Origin of the sequence: Streptomyces olivochromogenes (assembly GCF_001514115.1) — a bacterium.
Classification (GTDB): Bacteria; Actinomycetota; Actinomycetes; order Streptomycetales; family Streptomycetaceae; genus Streptomyces; species Streptomyces olivochromogenes.
Genome location: NZ_KQ948503.1, coordinates 1 through 17,722, shown reverse-complemented (window position 1 = coordinate 17,722; position 17,722 = coordinate 1). Strand labels below are relative to the sequence as shown.

Sequence of the window (17,722 nt, the reverse complement as noted above, 5' to 3'; positions counted from 1 at the left end):
CCCCGTGCCGTTCGGGTGTGGTGGTTGAGGCTGCTTCCCGCAGCACAGTGAGCCTGCGGCGTTCCACGAGCGCCGGGCCCACCTCGGCTCCCGCAGATGCCGCGGCCCGGTGCGTCCCCGGCGGCCAGCTTCGAGACCGGGTTTCCGCGCTTCCGGGTTGTGCCCGTGGGGAGTGCTCGATGTGGACGGTACGGGGGCCACGTCTCGCAAGGCACACGGTCGCCGGGCGACCGGCGGCCGTCGCCATGAGCGGACAGCAGCTGCCGAGACCGGTCCGGTTATGTGGTCGCCGTGGTGAGGGCGATGTCCGCGGTGGTGCGCTTGCCGAGGAGTGTCCGCTCGACAGTGACGCTCTGGGCAAGTGCTCGGACGATCTCAAGGCCGTGCTGGCCCACGCGTTCGGGATCGTGGGCTTGGCGGCCGGTACGACGGGATTGCTGTGCCAGAGTTCAACCCGCACCACGGCGCCGGTGACCCGCAGACGCAAAAGGGCCGGTCCCGGCGGGTACTTGCGGGCGTTCGTGACCAGTTCGCTGACGGTCAGCTGGACGATCTCGACCGTGGCGGTCACCACCGGGATGCCTTGGTCGTCTCGCGCCGTCGTCAGGAAAGCCGATGCCAGATGGCGGGCCTGGGCTATGCGGGAGCCGTCGCTGTCCAGCGCGAGCGATGCCTCCAGCAGCGAGGCCGCCCCGCCGTCGGCCCCACTCGTCGCGTCCATCCGTGCCCGCTTCCCTCTCCCCGCCCACTACCCCTTTTAGGGCCGGGTATGCCCGCCCGGAACGTTACCCTCCAGCACAGTTACACGGGGGCAGCGCCCTTATAGGGTGTAGCGCTTCCGGTGCCCTCTTTGGGGGCGTTGGCGGTGCCGCAGAGGATTGTTGAAGGACACGCGTCAGACATGCACGAGACGGCCGGGCAGGGCGCCCGGCCTATGATCAACCAGGCAACCGCCGCAGGCATCCGCGTCCTGGCGCTGAGCGGCGAAGTCGACGCCGGTAACGTCCATCTCCTGCGGCAGGCCCTCCGCATAGACGGCACCAGAGCGCTCAGTGCGCTCGCCTTCCTGGATGCCAGCGCCATCAGTGCCCTGGCCGCCGCGCAACGCGATGCAGCGTCCGCCGACGGCTGGATCCGGCTGGCGTCCTTGAGGGCAACGGTTCAGCGGGTCGTTGAAATGGTTGGTCTCGACACGGTCATTCCCTGCTACCCCACGCTTCGTCAAGCCCTTACTTCCTGACGCCAGGCAACGGCGCCCCGCTCCCGGTCAGCGGTCGGACTCTCGCCGCAGGTCGTCAGGAGTGCGGGGCGCCCGTCGGGCAGACGGCGAACGAACACCGAATTTCCAGCTCGGCGGTCAGCTGCCATGTCCGGGGAAGCGGAGCCTTCGTGCCCGCGGCACTGCCGGAGGGCGCAGTTTGCCCGACACGATCCACGGTGGGGTCCACGCACCGGACCGAAAGCTCGACTACTGCTCTGGACGCGGCGATCAGCGCAGGTCCGCCTCATCGTGTTAGCCGTTGTTGAAGGCGATCTTTCGGACGGCCGCGCACGTCATAGCGCCCTGGCGGCCATGGTAGCGGCTGACGACTCCGCTCCCTTTTTTGGAACGTTGCACTGCGAGTGAGTCAATATCTGTGTTCGTGAGGTGAGAGTTTGACGGACGGTGTAGTGAGAGTTTTTGCCGCAACAAGTGGAGTGGAATTACTTAACCGACGCGGGCCGTTGCGGCGTGCTACTGTCCATCTCAGTTGCAGTTGTGGTTCCCGAAACTTCAAGTGCTCCCACCCCGCTCTTGCCGGGGAGAGTGCTTTTTTATTTCCGGTCATTTTCCGGCGGGGTAATCATCGCGGCGACACGGTGCTCGCACAGTGCGGACGTCGGTGTACTGCCCCAAAGGAGATATGACATGGCTGCTGGTACCGTGAAGTGGTTCAACGCGGAAAAGGGTTTCGGCTTCATCGAGCAGGACGGTGGCGGCGCTGACGTGTTCGCCCACTTCTCGAACATCGCCGCCCAGGGCTTCCGTGAGCTGCTCGAAGGCCAGAAGGTGAACTTCGATATCGCGCAGGGCCAGAAGGGCCTGACGGCCGAGAACATCGTTCCGGCCTGACAGACTTGTAGCTGGGGCCCGCATCCTTCGGGGTGCGGGCCCCAGCTACAGCCATTTCCCGCGGTGGTTTCACCCGCGGGACGGCTCGGAGGAATCCGCAGTCTCACCACACGCGGCTCCTCCTTCGGGATGCAGGCGCATCCTGAAGAGCTACACCGCAGTCACCGCCCGGATTTTACGTCCCCACTGCGTCACCTATTTCGGCATTTACGCCCGCGTGGATTCCCGTCGGCCGGATTTGCTTTGACATCGGTTCATACTTGTAATTCCGTGCTGCTCATCGCTTGCGGGAATTCCTTGATATGTGCCACATCGAGGAAGGCTCCACATGAACCGCACACGTACGAACGACCGCTCCGCCCGCGCCCGTAAGGGCGGTGCCGACGCAGGAAGGGGCGGCAGTCGCTTCGGCTCGTCGGCACCGCGCCGTTCCGGCGGCCCGGCCCGTTCTGGCGGTTACGGCCGTCGGCCCGCCGCGGTGCAGGGGGAGTTCGCGCTCCCCAAGACGATCACCCCCGCACTGCCTGCCGTTGAGGGCTTCGCCGATCTCGGCATGCCCGAGCAGCTGCTGGCCGAGCTCGGCAGGCAGGGCGTGAGCGCGCCGTTCCCGATCCAGGGCGCGACGCTGCCGAACTCCCTGGCGGGCCGTGACGTCCTGGGCCGCGGGCGCACCGGCTCCGGCAAGACCCTCGCCTTCGGCCTCGCCCTGCTCGCCCGTACCGCCGGACGGCGTGCTGAACCCGGCCAGCCGCTGGGGCTGATCCTCGTCCCGACGCGTGAGCTGGCGCAGCAGGTGACCGACGCGCTCACTCCGTACGCCCGATCCGTCAGGCTGCGGCTGGCCACGGTGGTGGGTGGGATGTCGATCGGCAGGCAGGCCGGCGCGCTGCGAGGCGGAGCGGAGATCGTCGTCGCGACCCCTGGCCGGCTCAAGGACCTCATCGACCGTGGCGACTGCCGGCTGAACCAGGTGGGGATCACGGTGCTGGACGAGGCCGACCAGATGGCTGACATGGGGTTCATGCCGCAGGTCACCGCGCTGCTCGACCAGGTGCGTCCGGAGGGGCAGCGGATGCTGTTCTCCGCCACCTTGGACCGTAACGTCGACCTGCTGGTGCGCCGCTATCTGACCGACCCTGTCGTGCATTCGGTCGACCCGTCGGCGGGTGCGGTCACGACGATGGAGCACCACGTCCTGCACGTCCACGGCGCTGACAAGCACGCCGCCACGACCGAGATCGCCGCTCGCGACGGTCGGGTGATCATGTTCCTGGACACCAAGCACGCCGTCGACCGGCTCACCCAGGACCTGCTCAACAGCGGGGTACGGGCCGCCGCTCTGCACGGTGGCAAGTCGCAGCCGCAGCGCACCCGCACGCTGGCGCAGTTCAAGACGGGGCACGTCAGCGTGCTGGTGGCGACCAACGTCGCGGCGCGCGGCATCCACGTCGACAACCTCGACCTCGTCGTCAACGTCGACCCGCCGACCGACCACAAGGACTACCTCCACCGCGGCGGACGCACCGCTCGCGCCGGCGAGTCCGGCAGCGTCGTCACCCTCGTCACACCGAACCAGCGCCGCGATATGGTGCGCCTCATGTCGGACGCCGGGATCCGGCCGCAGACCACCCAGATCCGCTCGGGCGACGAGGCCCTGAGCCGGATCACCGGCGCCCAGGCCCCCTCCGGCATCCCGGTCGTCATCACCGCACCGGTGGTCGAACGCCCCAAGCGCAGCGCCTCCTCCCGAGGCCGACGCCGCCCCGCTTCGGCAACCCGGCGCGCGCCCGTACGAAAGTCCGTCTTCGACGCCGCGGCCTAGACCTTCGTGATCAGGAAGCTGACCCATCTCTGCAGGAGGCACCTTTTGACGCTGGTTCAGATGCAGCCCCGCCCGGCGATCGCCAGCCCCGTGCGCAGGACGGTGGCTGAGGTCGAGGACGCGGCCGGACCGCAGGTCTGTGACGACATGAGCGTCGAGGTGGCGCTGTCCGTCATGGCCGCCGCCCGCACGGGCCGGCTGGTCGTCTGCGACCAGGACGGCCAGGGCACCGGCCTGGTCACCCAGACCGAACTCACCGCGGTCCGCGACAGCTCCGCTTACACGGACCGCGTCCGCCTGCGCGACATCCTCGGCTACCACAGGTCGTTCGCCCCACCCGTGACCACGATGGCCGAAGCCGAGCACGCGATGCGCTCCCGCCGGCTCGGTGCCCTGCCGGTGGTCGACGGGCAAGGCAGCAGCGCCCTGGGCGTCCTCGCCCTCTCCCGTTGAACCGCCTCACCCTGGTCGGACCGTTCTCTCCTTCTCCCTGTGAGGCCACATGCGCTGCGTCATTGCCCGCTTCCCCTTCGAGCTCACCAAGAACGGCGTGCTGGAATCGATGAAGGGCATCAAGCCCGAACCCGGCACCGGCGAATCCGTGATCATCGGCCGCCGCCACTACCCCGTCAAGCAAGTCGGCCAGGTCATCACCCGCCAGGACCGCCGTGACTTCAGCGCCGCCGAAGTCCTCCGGGCCATGACTCAGCTCGGCTTCACCTGCCGTACCCTCCCCACGGCCGCACCCGTACGCATCCTCAGCTCGCTCCAGCAAGCTTCCGCGATGCTCGGTACTCGCGTGTCCGTCTGACCGACGGGACAGGCAACGAGCCGACGCCTGAACAGCAGTGTGGGCCCGACCGGCGAGCGCCGGTCGGGCCCACACTGCTTGCGACGGGGTTCCGTCGCAGTGGTCGCTCAGTGGTCGGAATAGCTGAAGTCGCCCATGGTCCAGGCGCTGACGTCGTCGATCGCCACACGGTACATCCCGCCTGTCTCCGGGATGCCGACCGTGCCCTGCAGGATCCGGGCGACGTGGAAGTGCAGATGAGTGGGCGGCCCGTTCTTCTTCGCGGGGGTGTCGAAGGCGGCGGAGAATTCTCCCAAGCGGGCGGAATCTGTCAGCACATCCGACACCCTCTGCCTCCACACTGCTTCGGGAGCCAGCCGACCGGTGATGACAGCGCCACCGGTGACCACGGTCAGGGACATCTGGTTGCTCTGCCCGGACTCCACCAGGGCGGCGACGTCAACGAGCAGCTCGTCAGGCTTCGACATGGGGCAGATTATATTTACCGGCCATCCGGGTGCTTAGCGGTGGCGCCACCGGGCAAGACGGGCGCTCACGGTCTTGCCGCCGGAGGCCCGGCGGGTGACCGCGGTGGCGCGGGCGAGGCGGTTGACCATGGGCCAACCGAAGCCCCCTGCGCCGCCGTTCAGGTCAGGGGTGCGCATGCGCGGCGCATGCCGACTGGGGTCGGGGACGGCCACCTCGATGGTGTCGGGGTGCGCAGTCAGTTCCCATGTGCAGCGGCCCCGGGCCGTGGCGCAGGGCGTTGGTGACGAGCTAGGACACGACCAGGACCACGGTGTCCGCTGCGTCAGGGGCCACGGCCGGCTGTCGCAGGCATTCGAGGAAGGCCCGTGCCGTATCGCGTGCGTGGGCAACGGCTGTCGTGGAACGGACGGTTGTGGCGTTGACGGCCATCGTGTTCATCAGGGTCACCCTGGTCTCTGGATCGTCCATGCCCGGCCTTGCCTACCCGATCTCTTGCCCCGTCCCGCCACCCGCCAAGGCACTGCCGTGCGTCCGCGTCACGCCCGTGTCACGGTGCCGGCCCACGGCCTGCTCGAGTCGGGGCCCCGCGCCGGTTCGAGCAGGCGGCCCATCCGAGGCGGACGCCACCGGTCGGGCGAGCACGGCCAGCCGGGCGAGGGCGCAGAGAGTTACCGCGGGCCGATGAAGTAGATCCTCTCGAGGCGCTGACGCGGCAGCAGGAGCGGCAGTCTGCGGATTGCGGCACCGGCACCGGCGTGCACGGCTTCCACGAACTGCTGCTCCGTCGTAGGGCCGGGATCGTCAAGGCCGGCGCAGGCCCTCGTGCTACGCACGTCATCGGCCGGCCTGTCGGGGTGTTACGGCCGGAAATATGAGGTGCCCAGTGGTGGCCGGTACCCGCCGACGGTAGCCGCGGCGCAGTCGGCGGCGTCATGGTCAGCCCAACGGGCTGCCCGGCTGCGGGGCACTCCGAGCGCCAGACCTGAGCTTCGGGCAGATCCGACCGTCCATAGACCGATCGAGGCGGATAGCTTCATCTCGGGGCGCACGGAAATCTATGTTTGCTGGAATAGACATTGGGTGGTGGTGTGGCTATGGTTTCTCTCGTAGCCGAGATCGAGCGAGGCCCGGCAGAGATGAACTGCCGGGCAGTAGTACACGTAGTTGCAGTTCGCAGGACGGTGCGGTGGTGGAGTTCCGAAGCCAGGGTTGTCGCAGGACGGCGACGGGGCTGACGACCGGACCGGGTGGCCCGCAGTGATCAGGGGCCGCCGTGAGCAGGACCGCAGTTCACGCAGTAGCGGTTCCGTAAGTGCAGTTCGCAGTACCAGCAGTGCGGTTGTCAGTGGTTCCTCGGTGAAGGCGTCGGCTGCGGGCGCGCGTGCCGGGAGGTTCGGCAGTGGGGTTCTAAGCCAGAGCAGATGCAGGACCGGCGACGGGGCTGGCTGCCGAAGAGTGGCGCTAGGCGAGGCCACCAGCAGTTCGCGGTATCAGCAGTGCAAGCAGTACGCAGTCCCCGTTTGGTAAGTGATTGGTTCAGAGGGAAGAACGGAGGGCTTCAGCGCCATCAGGATCGCCCGGGCGGAAGGCTCGAGCCCGGGTACCGCAGGACATCGATAGGTAGGTGGTCTCCGGTCACGCATCCGCGATCCCCGCATTCCCCGTCCTCTCCCGGGTGGGCCTGCGGAACAAGTAGGCCGGCGCAGTATCAGGGCCGGCTGATGGTGTAGCAGTTCCCTTCGGGGCCCTGGTGCCGTATGGCACCAGGGCCCCTCCACGCGTTCCACAGTGAGGTGTAATGACAGCAGACGATTCCTTCGGCCGGCTCGATGACGACGATTACCCCGCCTACACCATGGGCCGGGCCGCCGAGATGCTCGGCACCACCCAGGGCTTCCTCCGCGCCATCGGCGAAGCCCGCCTCATCACCCCGCTCCGCTCCGAGGGCGGCCATCGCCGCTACTCCCGCTACCAGCTGCGCATTGCGGCCCGCGCCCGGGAGCTCGTCGACCACGGGACCCCCATCGAGGCCGCCTGCCGCATCGTCATCCTCGAAGACCAGCTTGAGGAAGCCCAGCGCATCAACGCCGAATACCGCCGCGCCGCCGAATCGGCGAATCCAACAGCCGCGTCCTGAGACGGCTGTTGGATTCGACCTACGGCTTTCCCGGCAGCTTCGCCGCTGCCGCTCACGCACGCTGCCCGGCACGCAAAGCGCAGCTTGCAGGAGCAGACGTTCAGACGCTGGTCCAGGCGTCGAGGAAGGCCGTCCGTCCAGCCGGATCGTCCGACCTGTGGTCTGCGTGCAGGACGCGCCAGGCGGTGAGCTCGAGATCTCGCAGCCACAGTTCTCCGATGACCTGTGTCTTGAGGTCGGGAAAATGGTCGGACTCGGCGAGGGCTTGACCGATCACCTCCCCGGCCGCGACGCGCTGGGGCAGGGTCACCTCATCGACGGCCGAGAGAATCTGCCGGGCAGGGGTTCCTTCTCCTGCCAGGGAACGCAGCTCCAGAGCCTTGATGTTGACGGGGAGCAGGTACGCAGTGCCCGAAGCCCCCCACAGGTCCGACCAGAAGCGTTCTCCTGCCTTGGTGGGGGCAGGTAGCGCGGCCGGCAGTCCGAGGAGATGGCCGGTGGCCACATACCCATCGGAGTGGGCAGCTGCGACGACTGCGATGCCGGCGACGCGCTCCACATCGAGTTGGCCCGCTTCGAGATGCGGAGCCAGGCCCAATTGGTGTTCCAACTGGTGTGCGAGGGGGGCGGATACGTGGGGGCAGACCTCAGGAAGCATCGACGATCCTTGCGCGTAGGCAAGCAGAGATGCCCGTTCGGGAGCCCTGATCGTTCCCATGACCAGCCGATCTACTCGGCCTCGGCAGGCCCGATTGACGCCAGGATCAACGAGGTCGGAGTTCAAACGGTTGCGGAACACCATGCCGGCGACGTGGGCGTGGTGTTCGCGACCGGACTCCTAGAATGCTGTCGGGGTGTCGTCTTCCAGCATGACCCCATGATCACCGGTGACGCCCAGGAGTCCGAGGGAGGACGAGAAGCTGTGTCCCGCGACGCCGCTGAAGCCGAACACATCCACGCCGCCTCAGGGGGTGGAGGACGCCGTGAAGACGGGCTGCCCGTCGGATCACAAGATGATGGGGCAGGGAAGAACGCTCACCCGGTCGCCACTCTGGTGGAGCGGGCGGCCGACCTGGCGGAACCGATCAAGCCGAGGTTGCGTGGCTGGCTCCATGCCGCAATGGTCCCCGCCGCACTGATCGCAGGCATTGTGCTCATCTGCCTGGCTCGCACCCCGCAGGCGGCCCTGGCCTGCGCCGTGTACTCGGTCACCGCCTGGCTGCTGTTCGCAACGAGTGCCGTCTACCACCGCGGCACCTGGGGGCCGCTCGGCGAGGCTCTTCTGCGACGTCTAGACCATGCCAACATCTTCCTGATCATCGCCGGTACCTGCACGCCCCTGGCCGTGCTCCTCCTCCGGCCGGACCAGCGGTCCGTGCTGCTGTGGATCGTGTGGGCGGGCGCATCGGCCGGCATCGCGTTCCGGGTCCTGTGGGTTGGAGCGCCGCGCTGGCTGTACATCCCGTGCTACCTGGCCCTGGGATGGGCACCGGTGCGCTACCTGCCCGACTTCCTGCACACCGGCGGAGCGGCCGTACTCACCCTGATCGTGGCCGGCGGTCTCCTCTACAGCGCGGGCGCGGTCGTCTACGCCCTCCAGCGCCCCGACCCCTCGCCCCGCTGGTTCGGCTTCCACGAGGTGTTCCACGCCCTGACCGTGGCGGCCTTCACCGCGCACTACATCGCCATCTCGCTGGTCACCTACTGACCGCGACAGGTGTTCCGGCCCGTTCCGTTCATCGCCCCCACGTTGCCGCGCGCTGGACCGCGACGGGCCGGGCGGTCTCCGAGGCATCGCGCCGCCAGTGAAGGTCGTCCGTCGTCCGGCCTGCAAGTTGGCTGCTCTCCAGGGTTGACGCTCCGTAGGCAGGTAAGGAGGGAGGAGCGAGATAGTGACGACAGCGGTCTTCAGCTGACCTGCGACAGAGGGGGCCCGTGTTCGAGGCGCAAGACATCAGGGATTGGCGGGGCCACGACGTGGTCGACCACGAGCGGCACAAGATCGGCGTCCTGCAGGCGGTTTACGTCGACACGGCCACGGACCAGCCCGTGTTCGCGACGGTCACAGTCGGCCTGCCGACCCGGCACCGGCTGGTGTTCGTCCCCCTGGGCGACGCGACGGTCGGTCCCGGTTATCTGAAGGTCGCCTACGACAGGAAGCAGGTAAAGGAAGCGCCCTCGATCGGCACGGATGGCGAACTGCTCGCGGAGGACGAGAAGACGGTCTTCGCGCACTACGAGCTCGCCCACCGCATGGGTGAGGGTGGCGAACGTCGCTTCGCCCGCCGCTGATGCCCCCAACAACGTCTCCCACCATGAGGTGACACCGATGGCTCTCTTCCTCTTGCTGATCATTGTGGCCATCGTGCTCGGCATCATCGGTGTGGTCGCGAAGGGCCTGTTCTATCTGTTGGTCATCGGCGTGGTGGTTCTGGTCGCCGACTTCGTCCTCCTCGGCCTGCGCCTGGGCAGCCGCCGTAGGCGCCTTCCCCGGTGACGCGGTCAGCCGGGCAAGCGCCCCCCCGGGCCGCCGGCCCGGGGACCGGACGTAGCGGAGTGTCAGAGGCGTCGGTGAGGTCGGCGCCGTGTCGGCGTCCCGCTCGGAGTGGCCGACGCCGTGCCAGCCCAGGCACATGACGGTCGCGTCGTCCTCCAGGTGGTCGTGGTTGGCGTCGACGACCGCCGCGATCAGAGTGCGGGCGGCCTCGTGGGGATGCAGCGCGGGGGTGCGCACGATCAGGTCCGACAGATCGAGGCTGTTGGCGTTGCGCTCCAGCGTGCCGTCGGTCAGCATCACCAGCCGGTCGCCCGGCTGCAGGCCCAGCGACTGGACCCGGTAGGTGTGGGGGACCTGGAAGCCGAACGGCAAATCGGCTTTTGGAACGATCTCCCGCACCTACCCGTCCCGCATGCGCAGTGGCCAAGGGTGGCTGGCGTTGATGAACTCGGTCTGGCCGTCGAGCAGGCTGATGCGCAGGAGCTGGCCGGTGACGTAGCCTTGGCGGCCGTGATAGCGCACGGCCTGCCGGCCGAAGCATGGTCGATCAGGGCATGAGAGCCGAGGTGCATGGCGGTTTCCCTTGCCCGTGACGCGAGCGTGGGCCCGGCGGGGCGGCCGGACAGAGGCCCAGTCGGCCGGCTCCGCCTCGGTCAGAGCCTTGACTGGCTTGGCCACTCCGGTTCGCCCGTGGGGGACGCAGTCCTCCTCCGGTCATCGTCGTGCGTGCCGACGGTACGGCTGACTTCCTGCCCACTCCTGGGGGCCTGCTCGTCGGCGTCCTGCCCTCCGCACGCGCCGGCAAGCTGGGGGAGGTGCGCCGGGCCGGTGTGGAAGGTACCGGGACCTTCGGAGCGGGCCTGTCTCGCTACCTGCTGGCTCAGCACGTCCAGGTGTATGAAGTGAACCGGCCCGATCGCACTGCCCGCCGTCTGCTCGGGAAGTCGGACCCGCTCGATGCGCAGGCTGCCGCGCGGGCCGTGTTCAGCGGTCGCGCCCGGGCCCGGGCAAAAACCGGCGACGGTCCGGTGCATAGCGCCCGGATGTTCAAACTCGCCAAGGACTCCGCGGTCAAGGCCCGCACCCAGGCGATCAACCAGCTCAAGGCTGTCCTGGTCATAGCCGATCCCGCTCTGCGGGAACGATTGTCCAGCCTGGGCAACCGCGAGCTGTTCCGCACCTGCGCGCGTCTCAGCCTGCGCGACGGCGAAGGCGACGAGGACGCCGTGGCCCAGGCCACCCGCATCACCCTGAGCCGCTGGCCCAGCGCATCGAGCAGCTCACCGGGCAGATCGATGAGCTGAATCAGCGCCTGACCCGGCTCGTCGGACGCCACGCCCCGCAACTGCTCATACCGGTGGGCATCGGCCCGGACAGCGCCGTCACTCTTCTGATCGCCATGGGAGACAACCCCGAGCGGCTGAGCACCGAGGCGTCCTTCGCCGCTTTGTGCGGAGTCAGTCCCGTCGAGTACTCCTCGGGCCGACGGAGCTCGCGTCGGCTCAATCACGGTGGCGACCGGCAGGCGAACGCCGCACTGCACCGCATCGTGTTCACCCGGCTGCGCCACGACCCGCGCACCCAGGCGTACGACGAACGCCGCACCCAGGAGGGCAAGACCAGACGTGAGATCATCCGATGCCTCAAGCGATATGCCGCCCGAGAGGTCTTCAACCTGGTCAGGGCGGGTATCCAGCGCCCCCCGTTATAGGGGCGTCTGTGACAGTGAATCCGCGTTCCGGACCGTTTTCGCGAGAGGCTGCTTCGCGGTCAGGACATCCCCATCGGGATACCGCATGGCACTGGGATACACCCACCAGTGACATCACAGTCGCCAACGTTTCTCCGGGGCGGCGCGAGCGTGCGGTTCGAATCAACGCAGCTCAGAAGCGGTCAGGACGACCATAACGGACGCAACAGGTGTGGCACACGAGGCACTCAGGGACTTCACACGACCGAGGGAGCATGAGGTGTCCCGGTAGGAACGGAACGAGAAGTCCGGCTTACTGTCAAGTCTGTTGACGCCGTGTGAGTCAGCCCGAGCAGCTATGGGCCGGCGGCAGCGCCCGCAGGGCCTCGGGGGCCGCTGATCTGGGCAAGGCCCTGAACTGATCGCCTCCGGAACCGGATGGGACGCTTGGTCGGGGGCGTGGTGTGGAGCGGCTCGGCGGGGCTGCCGCGTGGTGCTGCGGCGTGTCAGCGGGACTCCTGTGCGCTGAGCAGAGTGAGGGCGTTGCGGATGCCCTCTTCGAGGAGTTCGTCGGAGAGTCGCCGGTCGGCCAGGGCGCGGGAGAGCTGCAGCGTCCCGACCATCATGGCGTAGACGCTGAGGGTCTTCTTGTGCACCGAGCGCGGATCGGCAGGTGCCAGGCGAGCGGCGATACCGTCGATGACGGCGAGCACGCCGTCGGTGTAGGCCTGCTTGGTCTCGTCCGCGCAGCGCCCGATCTCATCGAGGAGTGCGGCGGAGGGGCAGCCGTCGTCGGGACTGTCGCGGTGCTGGGGCGACAGATACCACCGTACGATCTGCTCGAGTCCGGCGATCCCGGGGGCCGCCTGCTCGATGACGTTCGCGTACTGCACGCGCAACTGGTCCGCGACCGCGGCGGCCACGAGATCGTCCTTGGATTCGAAGTGGGTGTAGAAGGCGCCGTTGGTCAGTCCGGCGTCCGCCATCAGCGTCGAGATGCCCGAGCCGTCGATACCGTCCTGCTTGAACCGGCGGCCGGCGGTCTCGATGATCCGCTGCCTCGTCGCCTGCTTGTGCTCTTTCCCGTAACGCGCCACGCGCTCGCTCCTTTGTGCGCCGGAAGGGTCACCCGCCCTTCGCCGACTTCGCCATCATATTGGATTACGAACGCACTCCAATGGTAGGCGAACGGCGTCTTGGAGCACCGCCACGCTTTCTCTGCGGCCGGCCCGATTCAGTCGTTGCCGGGCGCCATCGAGATCACGACCTTTCCGGCCGTGGTACGCCCCTGCTCGACGTACGCCATCGCCTCGAGCGTCCGGTCGAAGGGGAAAGTTCGGTCGATGACCGGGCGGAGCCGTCCGTTGTCGTACAGGGCGCCGAGTTCACGGAGCTGGGCGCCACTGGCCTGCATGAAGAAGAACTGATAGCGCACACCCAGGGCCTTGGCCTGCTTGCGCACCTTGCGGCTGAGCGCGTTCATGGCCACGCCCATGAACGACGGGGCGTCGAGTTGCCTGGCGAACCCGACGTCCGGCGGGCCGACGACACCGATGGCCAGGCCGCCCGGCTTCAGCACAGTCAGCGACTTCTCGAGGTTCGCCCCGCCAAGGGAGTCCAGCACCAGGTCGTAGCCGGACAGCACCTGCGAGAAGTCCTCCTTGGTGTAGTCGACGACGATGTCGGCGCCGAGGCTCCTGACCAACTTCTCGGTGCGGGAGTTCGTGGTCGTCGCCACCGTGGCACCGAGGTGCTTGGCGAGCTGGATGGCCGTCGATCCGAGGCCACCGGCACCGGCGTGGATGAGCACCTTCTGACCCGGCATCACGTGGGCGCGGTCGACGAGGATCTGCCAGGCGGCCGAGGCCACCAGCGGCACCGCGGCCGCCTCGCGGAGGGTGAGTGACTCCGGCTTGGCCGAGACGTCGTCCTGGTCGATCGCAATGAACTCGGCGAAGCCTCCGATCCGCAGGTCGCGGGGACGTGCGTAGACCTCGTCGCCGACTGTCAAGTCGCGCACGGCCGACCCGACCTGCGTCACGATGCCGGCGACGTCGTGGCCGAGCACGAACGGAAGCCTGTACTTCAGGAGTCGTTTGAACTCCCCGTTGCGGACCATTTTGTCCAGCGGGTTGATGCTGGTGGCGCTCACTTGGACCAGGACGTCGCCGGCCCCGACGGTGGGCTCGGGAACGTCTGCGGCGCGTAGGCCGTCCTTGCCGTACTTCTCGACGACGAATGCCTTCATGTCAGCCATCCCTTTGCGTGATCTTCTCGGTTGCCTTCTCGGCGGACGATGCGTATGTCCGGGTAGCTTCCACGTCAGCTGCCGAGGTGCCGGCGAAGCCACTGACCCATCTGCTCGATCGCCCGATCCACCTCGGGCACGCGCCCCGCGCCCAGGATGAACGAGTGCTGGCCCTCGGGCAGCGGGCGGACCTCGGAGAGGATCTTGAAGTCGGCGAGTCGGCGGCCGAAGCCGGCGCCCTCGCCGGCAAGCGCCTCGTACTCGCCGTAGTGGAGGGCCGTGGGCGGCAGGCCGGTCAGGTCGGCGTTCACGATGCTGATGTTGGGGTCGGTGAAGTCCACGCCGGGGTCCTGCAGCCAAGCCGCTCGGAACTGCTCGAGGATGTTCCGGCTGAGCATCTTGTCGAGTTCCTCGTTCTCGTCCACCTTCGGGTTGCTGATGGTGAGGTCGGTCCACGGCGAGATGCTGACGATCGCCCCGGGGGCTGCCTCGCCCTTGGCGAGCAGGCGCAGCGGCAGCGCGACCGCGAGGGTGCCTCCGATGGAGTGGCCGGTGCTGCCGATGTTCCGCGGCTCGTAGCCCTGAGCGAGCAGCCAGCGGTAGGCGGTCTCGGCGTCGTCGATCTGCGCCGGGTGGGGGTGCTCGGGGGCCAGGCGGAAGCCCACGACGAGCGAGCGGGCTCCGGCCGCCTTGGCGATGTGGCCGGCGGCCTTGCGGTCCGATGAGATCGAGGCGGCGACCGATCCGCCGAAATGGAAGTGGAGCAGCGCCTTGTCAGGGTCGGCGCCCTCAGGGATGACCCACAGGGCGGGGACGCCGTCCGCGTCAACGTCGGCGTAGGTGACGCCTTCCGGCTCGGTCGATGCCGAAGCATGTGTGTCGACGATGTCGCGGACGACGGCCAGATCGAGGCCCGGTGTCGATGCCTTCGCGCGCACGCTTTCGAGGAACTGCGCGAACTGCTGTGCTTCCGTGCTGATTCCCATGGTGATGCTCCTTGTCAGGTCAGAGCTGAACGCGCCTCGCGCGCAGGTCGATGGGCCGGGTGCAACGTCAGCCGGGCATCCGGTTGAATCTGCGGATCTGCTTGTCGAAGATCCCGGCGGGGACGAGGCGTCGCGCGGTGGTGATGCGTGAGGCGAGAGGTCCGGCGGTGTAGCGCAGTTTCGGCTTCGGGGCGGTGGCTGCCGTGACGATCTCCTTGGCGACGACGGAGGGGTCGTCGCCGGTCTTCATCGCCGCAGCGACCACTTCGTCGAAGACACGCCGCCGCTCCGCATACAGCGGCAGCGGGGTGTCGGGCTGCGCGGCATTGGCATCGAAGGCGGTCCGGGTGTAGCCGGGCTCGACGAGCAGGACGCGGACGCCGTGCTCGCGGACCTCGTGGTCCAGGGACTCGGAGTAGCCCTCGATGGCGTGCTTCGCGGCGACGTAGAGGGCCATGTAGGGCTGCGGGATGACGCCGAGGACGGACGAGAGGTTGACGATGCGTCCACGGCCCTGGGCGCGCATGTGCGGCAGGACGGCCTTCGTCATGCGGACGAGACCGAAGAAGTTGAGGTTGAAGAGGCTCTGGGCCTGGGTGACGGAGTTCTCCTCGACGGCGCCGGCCGAGCCCAGACCGGCGTTGTTGACGAGGACGTCGATCTGTCCGAACCGTTCGATCACTTCCTGGACGGCGGCGGTGACGGATTCGTCACTGGTTACGTCGAGGTCGAGGAAGGTCACACCGGCGGGCGGGGTGAGTCCCGAGGTGCTCCGTCCGGTTCCGATCACCTCGAACCCGGCTGTGACGAAGGCGCGAGCGGTTGTGTTACCGATCCCCGATGACGCCCCCGTCACGAGTGCTACCGGCCGATGAGTCGCCATGACAGACTCCCTGCATCATTGAATTACGATCGTTTAGCTTACGGTCGTAATTCTATTTCGGGACGGGGCGGATGGCAAGGAGCGGCTCCGGCGACCGCCAGCCGGGAACCTGCGGCTTGGCGCGGGAGGGGAAAGGAGGCGACGAAGGCGGCGGGCCACCGATACAAGCCAGCAGCGGCGCCCGCCGACAGCCGCGCCCCGCGAGGTGTTCCTCGGTAGCCACCTCTACCGGCAGAACCGCGACCTGCTGCGGGAGCCGGTCCCCCGCAGCGACCTCGGCGAGGAGGACTGGCTGCATCTGGCGTACGCCGACAAGATCCCGGTGGCCCCAGATCGACGGACTGCGCGCGGCCGCTGCCACGCATCCTCGGCCACCCTGCCGTCACTGGTGGTGCGCATGCTGGAGCTCGCCGGCATCGGCCCTGGAGACCGCGTGTTGGAGATCGGCACCGGCACCGGCTGTGCTTTCAGTGCCGTCGGGCCGGTTCTCGGTTGAGCTGGCCCATGAGATCCCGGATGGTCGTGCGGGCGGCGTGCAGCTCGTCGCCATGGTCCTGGAGTTTGAGCTCCAGATCGACAATCTGCTGTTCGAGGGTGGTGATGCGGGCTTTGAGCCGCTCTGTGTCGACCGGCCCGCCGATGCCGACCTCGCGCCAGACCTGTTCGCCCAGCACCTCGCCGAGGCGGTCTTCGAGGCTGCGGATCTGGGCGGCGAACCGGGCGGTGCGGGCATCGGCTGCCAGGAGGTCGGCCTGTAGGGAGGCCCGACTGACGGCAGGTCCCCGGCCGCCCGGGACAGCGGGCGGTTCGGCGGCCTGGGCGTGGACTTGGCCGAGGAGGTCGCGGTGGCGGTAGAGGAAGGTGCGGTCGACGCCGGCCCGGCGGGCGATCGCGGTGACGCTGATGTCGGTGCCGTCCTTGGTGGCGGCGGCCAGGGCCGCCTGGACGCGCTGGCGGCGCCGGCCGGTGTCGGCGCGGTGGCCTTCGACCATGGCCTGGATACTCGGGTCAGGTGCGGTCATGCGGGTCGCTCCGGTCTCAGGTCAGGCAGGGGCTGGCGGATGCGGGGCATGCCGAGGAATCCCTGACGGGTCTTTCGGACGATGGCAGCGGCCTGCTGGATCTGGTCGCGTTCATCGTCGGTGAGCTGGTCGACGTCCTCGGTGACGCGCTGGATCAGCTGCCGAACGCGGCGGATCTCCTCCTCGGAGGGGGCGGCCTCGGTGCGGGCCCACTCGTCGGCCTCGGTCATCGCGCGCAGCTTCTCCCGGGTACGGAGCAGGTCGTCGAGGTAGGAGCGGAGCTCGGGGAGGTAGGAGACGTCGGTGGAGAAGTGGTCGCACCCCACGCAGGCAGGACCAACTCCAGCAGCGGCGGCCGGTCCTCCGGCGGCGGTGGAGGAGGAAGCGGCTACTGCTACTCCTGCGGTGGGGGAGGCGGCATCAGCGCCGCGGACGCTGCCGCCGCGGCCGCCAAGGCCGCTGCCGTAGCCGCTGCCGCGGCGGCAGCCCGGCGTGCCGCGATCCGCGCCAACGCCATCAAGATCACCGCCTCGATCGGCAAGGGCACCCTCACCGTCCACTCCATCTCGACGGCAGGAACCCTCGACGGTCAGGATCAACATCGGCAACTCCGTCCGCAACGCGGCCTCGGCCGTCGCGGCGGGCCTGACCACGGCCGCCGTCTGCGTGGCCACCGGCGGCTGCACCGGAGACGACGATGACGAGGGGCGCAGGAGCTCGTGCGATGCGACGCCCCTGATCGACGGCGGGCGGATCTACGGCGGTCTTGAGGAATACACGGACCACCAGGGGAACAAGGGATGCAGGGCGACCGGCGCCATCGCATTCCTCACCAAGAGCGATCGCAGGTCGCGCACCGGAGCGGGTGGTCTGCCGAAGTGCTCCGAATGCGAGCCGTCCGTCGATCCGGACGGAATGGAAGGGATCAGGGCAGGAGGAGGAAGGCCGCAAGCCGGCCATAGGTTATTGGGGCAAGGGTACTGGCCAGGATGTCCGAAACTTGGTGGCTTTGAACGCCAGGGCGAACGCCCGGATGGCGGCTCAG

The 17,722-nt window shown here is 68.2% G+C and carries 22 protein-coding genes and 2 pseudogenes; 13 read left to right on the top strand and 11 right to left on the bottom strand.

Annotated elements, in window-relative coordinates:
- A partial coding sequence (locus tag AQJ27_RS60675; RefSeq protein WP_341866176.1) for a hypothetical protein occupies nt 1–721 on the bottom strand: 721 nt, incomplete at its 3' end.
- A 180-nt stretch (nt 722–901) separates the two neighbouring features.
- Here AQJ27_RS60675 and AQJ27_RS50840 point away from each other — a divergent pair.
- The 5 genes from AQJ27_RS50840 (at nt 902) to AQJ27_RS50820 (ending at nt 4,746) form a co-directional block, all read left to right on the top strand.
- The gene (locus tag AQJ27_RS50840; protein WP_067385818.1) at nt 902–1,240 is read left to right on the top strand and encodes an STAS domain-containing protein; all 339 of its coding nucleotides are present in this window, start codon (nt 902–904) and stop codon (nt 1,238–1,240) included.
- A gap of 669 nt (nt 1,241–1,909) precedes the next feature.
- Nucleotides 1,910–2,113, top strand: a complete 204-nt coding sequence (locus AQJ27_RS50835) for a cold-shock protein (protein ID WP_067385816.1) — start codon at nt 1,910–1,912, stop codon at nt 2,111–2,113.
- Between the two features lie 328 nt (nt 2,114–2,441).
- Nucleotides 2,442–3,935: a DEAD/DEAH box helicase gene (locus AQJ27_RS50830; RefSeq protein WP_067385814.1), complete on the top strand. Its 1,494-nt coding sequence runs from the start codon at nt 2,442–2,444 to the stop codon at nt 3,933–3,935.
- Between the two features lie 45 nt (nt 3,936–3,980).
- Nucleotides 3,981–4,388 (top strand): CBS domain-containing protein, encoded by a 408-nt coding sequence (locus AQJ27_RS50825; RefSeq protein ID WP_067385812.1) that lies wholly within the window; start codon nt 3,981–3,983, stop codon nt 4,386–4,388.
- Nucleotides 4,389–4,437: 49 nt separating this feature from the next.
- On the top strand, nt 4,438–4,746 hold the full coding sequence (locus AQJ27_RS50820; protein ID WP_067385810.1) for an SCO5918 family protein: 309 nt from the start codon (nt 4,438–4,440) through the stop codon (nt 4,744–4,746).
- Nucleotides 4,747–4,853: 107 nt separating this feature from the next.
- Here the strand turns inward: AQJ27_RS50820 and AQJ27_RS50815 are convergent, their stop codons facing one another.
- Entirely contained in the window at nt 4,854–5,213 is a 360-nt protein-coding gene (locus AQJ27_RS50815) for a hypothetical protein (RefSeq protein ID WP_067385807.1), read from the bottom strand.
- Between the two features lie 33 nt (nt 5,214–5,246).
- Nucleotides 5,247–5,652, bottom strand: a pseudogene (locus AQJ27_RS50810) (ATP-binding protein).
- A gap of 1,360 nt (nt 5,653–7,012) precedes the next feature.
- Between AQJ27_RS50810 and AQJ27_RS50805 the strand changes: the two are divergent.
- A complete protein-coding gene (locus tag AQJ27_RS50805) occupies nt 7,013–7,351 on the top strand; it encodes a MerR family transcriptional regulator (RefSeq protein WP_067385805.1) in 339 nt (112 codons plus the stop codon).
- Between the two features lie 100 nt (nt 7,352–7,451).
- On the opposite strand, the gene AQJ27_RS50800 is transcribed toward AQJ27_RS50805, so the two are convergent.
- On the bottom strand, nt 7,452–8,153 hold the full coding sequence (locus AQJ27_RS50800; RefSeq protein ID WP_235614079.1) for a hypothetical protein: 702 nt from the start codon (nt 8,151–8,153) through the stop codon (nt 7,452–7,454).
- Nucleotides 8,154–8,405: 252 nt separating this feature from the next.
- On the opposite strand from AQJ27_RS50800, the gene trhA reads away from it, so the two are divergent.
- From trhA to AQJ27_RS57770, 3 genes are all read left to right on the top strand, one after another.
- The gene (trhA, locus tag AQJ27_RS50795) at nt 8,406–9,059 is read left to right on the top strand and encodes a PAQR family membrane homeostasis protein TrhA (protein ID WP_067385801.1); all 654 of its coding nucleotides are present in this window, start codon (nt 8,406–8,408) and stop codon (nt 9,057–9,059) included.
- 227 nt (nt 9,060–9,286) lie between these two features.
- Complete coding sequence (locus AQJ27_RS50790; protein ID WP_067385799.1) at nt 9,287–9,643, top strand: PRC-barrel domain-containing protein; 357 nt, start codon at nt 9,287–9,289, stop codon at nt 9,641–9,643.
- 37 nt (nt 9,644–9,680) lie between these two features.
- Nucleotides 9,681–9,848, top strand: a complete 168-nt coding sequence (locus AQJ27_RS57770) for a hypothetical protein (RefSeq protein ID WP_167552165.1) — start codon at nt 9,681–9,683, stop codon at nt 9,846–9,848.
- A 64-nt stretch (nt 9,849–9,912) separates the two neighbouring features.
- On the opposite strand, the pseudogene AQJ27_RS54395 reads toward AQJ27_RS57770, so the two are convergent.
- Nucleotides 9,913–10,376 (bottom strand): annotated as a pseudogene (locus AQJ27_RS54395) (PP2C family protein-serine/threonine phosphatase); the annotation flags it as partial.
- Nucleotides 10,377–10,663: 287 nt separating this feature from the next.
- Here AQJ27_RS54395 and AQJ27_RS60055 point away from each other — a divergent pair.
- Nucleotides 10,664–11,152, top strand: coding sequence for an IS110 family transposase (locus AQJ27_RS60055; RefSeq protein WP_341866177.1), 489 nt, complete (start codon nt 10,664–10,666; stop codon nt 11,150–11,152).
- A gap of 95 nt (nt 11,153–11,247) precedes the next feature.
- The gene (locus AQJ27_RS60050) at nt 11,248–11,559 is read left to right on the top strand and encodes an IS110 family transposase (protein WP_235614080.1); all 312 of its coding nucleotides are present in this window, start codon (nt 11,248–11,250) and stop codon (nt 11,557–11,559) included.
- 485 nt (nt 11,560–12,044) lie between these two features.
- Here AQJ27_RS60050 and AQJ27_RS50775 read toward each other — a convergent pair whose 3' ends face one another.
- The 4 genes from AQJ27_RS50775 to AQJ27_RS50760 all read right to left on the bottom strand — a co-directional run bounded on the left by AQJ27_RS50775 (nt 12,045) and on the right by AQJ27_RS50760 (nt 15,655).
- Nucleotides 12,045–12,635, bottom strand: coding sequence for a TetR/AcrR family transcriptional regulator (locus AQJ27_RS50775; protein ID WP_067385795.1), 591 nt, complete (start codon nt 12,633–12,635; stop codon nt 12,045–12,047).
- 137 nt (nt 12,636–12,772) lie between these two features.
- A complete protein-coding gene (locus tag AQJ27_RS50770) occupies nt 12,773–13,786 on the bottom strand; it encodes an NADP-dependent oxidoreductase (RefSeq protein WP_067385793.1) in 1,014 nt (337 codons plus the stop codon).
- Between the two features lie 74 nt (nt 13,787–13,860).
- On the bottom strand, nt 13,861–14,772 hold the full coding sequence (locus AQJ27_RS50765) for an alpha/beta hydrolase fold domain-containing protein (protein ID WP_067385791.1): 912 nt from the start codon (nt 14,770–14,772) through the stop codon (nt 13,861–13,863).
- Nucleotides 14,773–14,839: 67 nt separating this feature from the next.
- Nucleotides 14,840–15,655 carry an oxidoreductase gene (locus tag AQJ27_RS50760; RefSeq protein ID WP_079065962.1) on the bottom strand — a complete coding sequence of 272 codons (816 nt, stop codon included), beginning with the start codon at nt 15,653–15,655 and terminating at the stop codon, nt 14,840–14,842.
- A 205-nt stretch (nt 15,656–15,860) separates the two neighbouring features.
- Here AQJ27_RS50760 and AQJ27_RS50755 point away from each other — a divergent pair, with 205 nt between their 5' ends.
- Nucleotides 15,861–16,151, top strand: coding sequence for a hypothetical protein (locus AQJ27_RS50755; protein WP_067385789.1), 291 nt, complete (start codon nt 15,861–15,863; stop codon nt 16,149–16,151).
- On the opposite strand, the gene AQJ27_RS50750 is transcribed toward AQJ27_RS50755, so the two are convergent.
- Both AQJ27_RS50750 and AQJ27_RS50745 read right to left on the bottom strand, forming a co-directional pair.
- A complete protein-coding gene (locus AQJ27_RS50750; RefSeq protein ID WP_079065961.1) occupies nt 16,123–16,677 on the bottom strand; it encodes a hypothetical protein in 555 nt (184 codons plus the stop codon). The two genes, AQJ27_RS50755 and AQJ27_RS50750, sit on opposite strands and share 29 nt — an antisense overlap.
- A complete protein-coding gene (locus tag AQJ27_RS50745) occupies nt 16,674–17,003 on the bottom strand; it encodes a transposase (RefSeq protein ID WP_067385787.1) in 330 nt (109 codons plus the stop codon). The genes AQJ27_RS50750 and AQJ27_RS50745 overlap by 4 nt, the downstream gene beginning before the upstream one ends.
- Between AQJ27_RS50745 and AQJ27_RS57165 the strand changes: the two genes are divergently transcribed.
- Entirely contained in the window at nt 16,989–17,378 is a 390-nt protein-coding gene (locus tag AQJ27_RS57165) for a hypothetical protein (protein WP_159064677.1), read from the top strand. The two genes, AQJ27_RS50745 and AQJ27_RS57165, sit on opposite strands and share 15 nt — an antisense overlap.
- Nucleotides 17,379–17,722 lie beyond the last annotated feature (344 nt).

Bases quoted from the DNA above. Each gene is read 5' to 3' on its own strand.
- AQJ27_RS50770 (WP_067385793.1), bottom strand. From the start codon at position 13,786: ATGAAGGCATTCGTCGTCGAGAAGTACGGCAAGGACGGCCTACGCGCC.
- AQJ27_RS50805 (WP_067385805.1), top strand. From the start codon at position 7,013: ATGACAGCAGACGATTCCTTCGGCCGGCTCGATGACGACGATTACCCC.
- AQJ27_RS50760 (WP_079065962.1), bottom strand. From the start codon at position 15,655: ATGGCGACTCATCGGCCGGTAGCACTCGTGACGGGGGCGTCATCGGGG.
- AQJ27_RS57770 (WP_167552165.1), top strand. From the start codon at position 9,681: ATGGCTCTCTTCCTCTTGCTGATCATTGTGGCCATCGTGCTCGGCATC.
- AQJ27_RS50830 (WP_067385814.1), top strand. From the start codon at position 2,442: ATGAACCGCACACGTACGAACGACCGCTCCGCCCGCGCCCGTAAGGGC.
- AQJ27_RS50840 (WP_067385818.1), top strand. From the start codon at position 902: ATGCACGAGACGGCCGGGCAGGGCGCCCGGCCTATGATCAACCAGGCA.
- AQJ27_RS50800 (WP_235614079.1), bottom strand. From the start codon at position 8,153: ATGGTGTTCCGCAACCGTTTGAACTCCGACCTCGTTGATCCTGGCGTC.
- AQJ27_RS50750 (WP_079065961.1), bottom strand. From the start codon at position 16,677: ATGACCGCACCTGACCCGAGTATCCAGGCCATGGTCGAAGGCCACCGC.
- AQJ27_RS50835 (WP_067385816.1), top strand. From the start codon at position 1,910: ATGGCTGCTGGTACCGTGAAGTGGTTCAACGCGGAAAAGGGTTTCGGC.
- AQJ27_RS60050 (WP_235614080.1), top strand. From the start codon at position 11,248: ATGGGAGACAACCCCGAGCGGCTGAGCACCGAGGCGTCCTTCGCCGCT.
- AQJ27_RS50765 (WP_067385791.1), bottom strand. From the start codon at position 14,772: ATGGGAATCAGCACGGAAGCACAGCAGTTCGCGCAGTTCCTCGAAAGC.
- AQJ27_RS50815 (WP_067385807.1), bottom strand. From the start codon at position 5,213: ATGTCGAAGCCTGACGAGCTGCTCGTTGACGTCGCCGCCCTGGTGGAG.
- AQJ27_RS50820 (WP_067385810.1), top strand. From the start codon at position 4,438: ATGCGCTGCGTCATTGCCCGCTTCCCCTTCGAGCTCACCAAGAACGGC.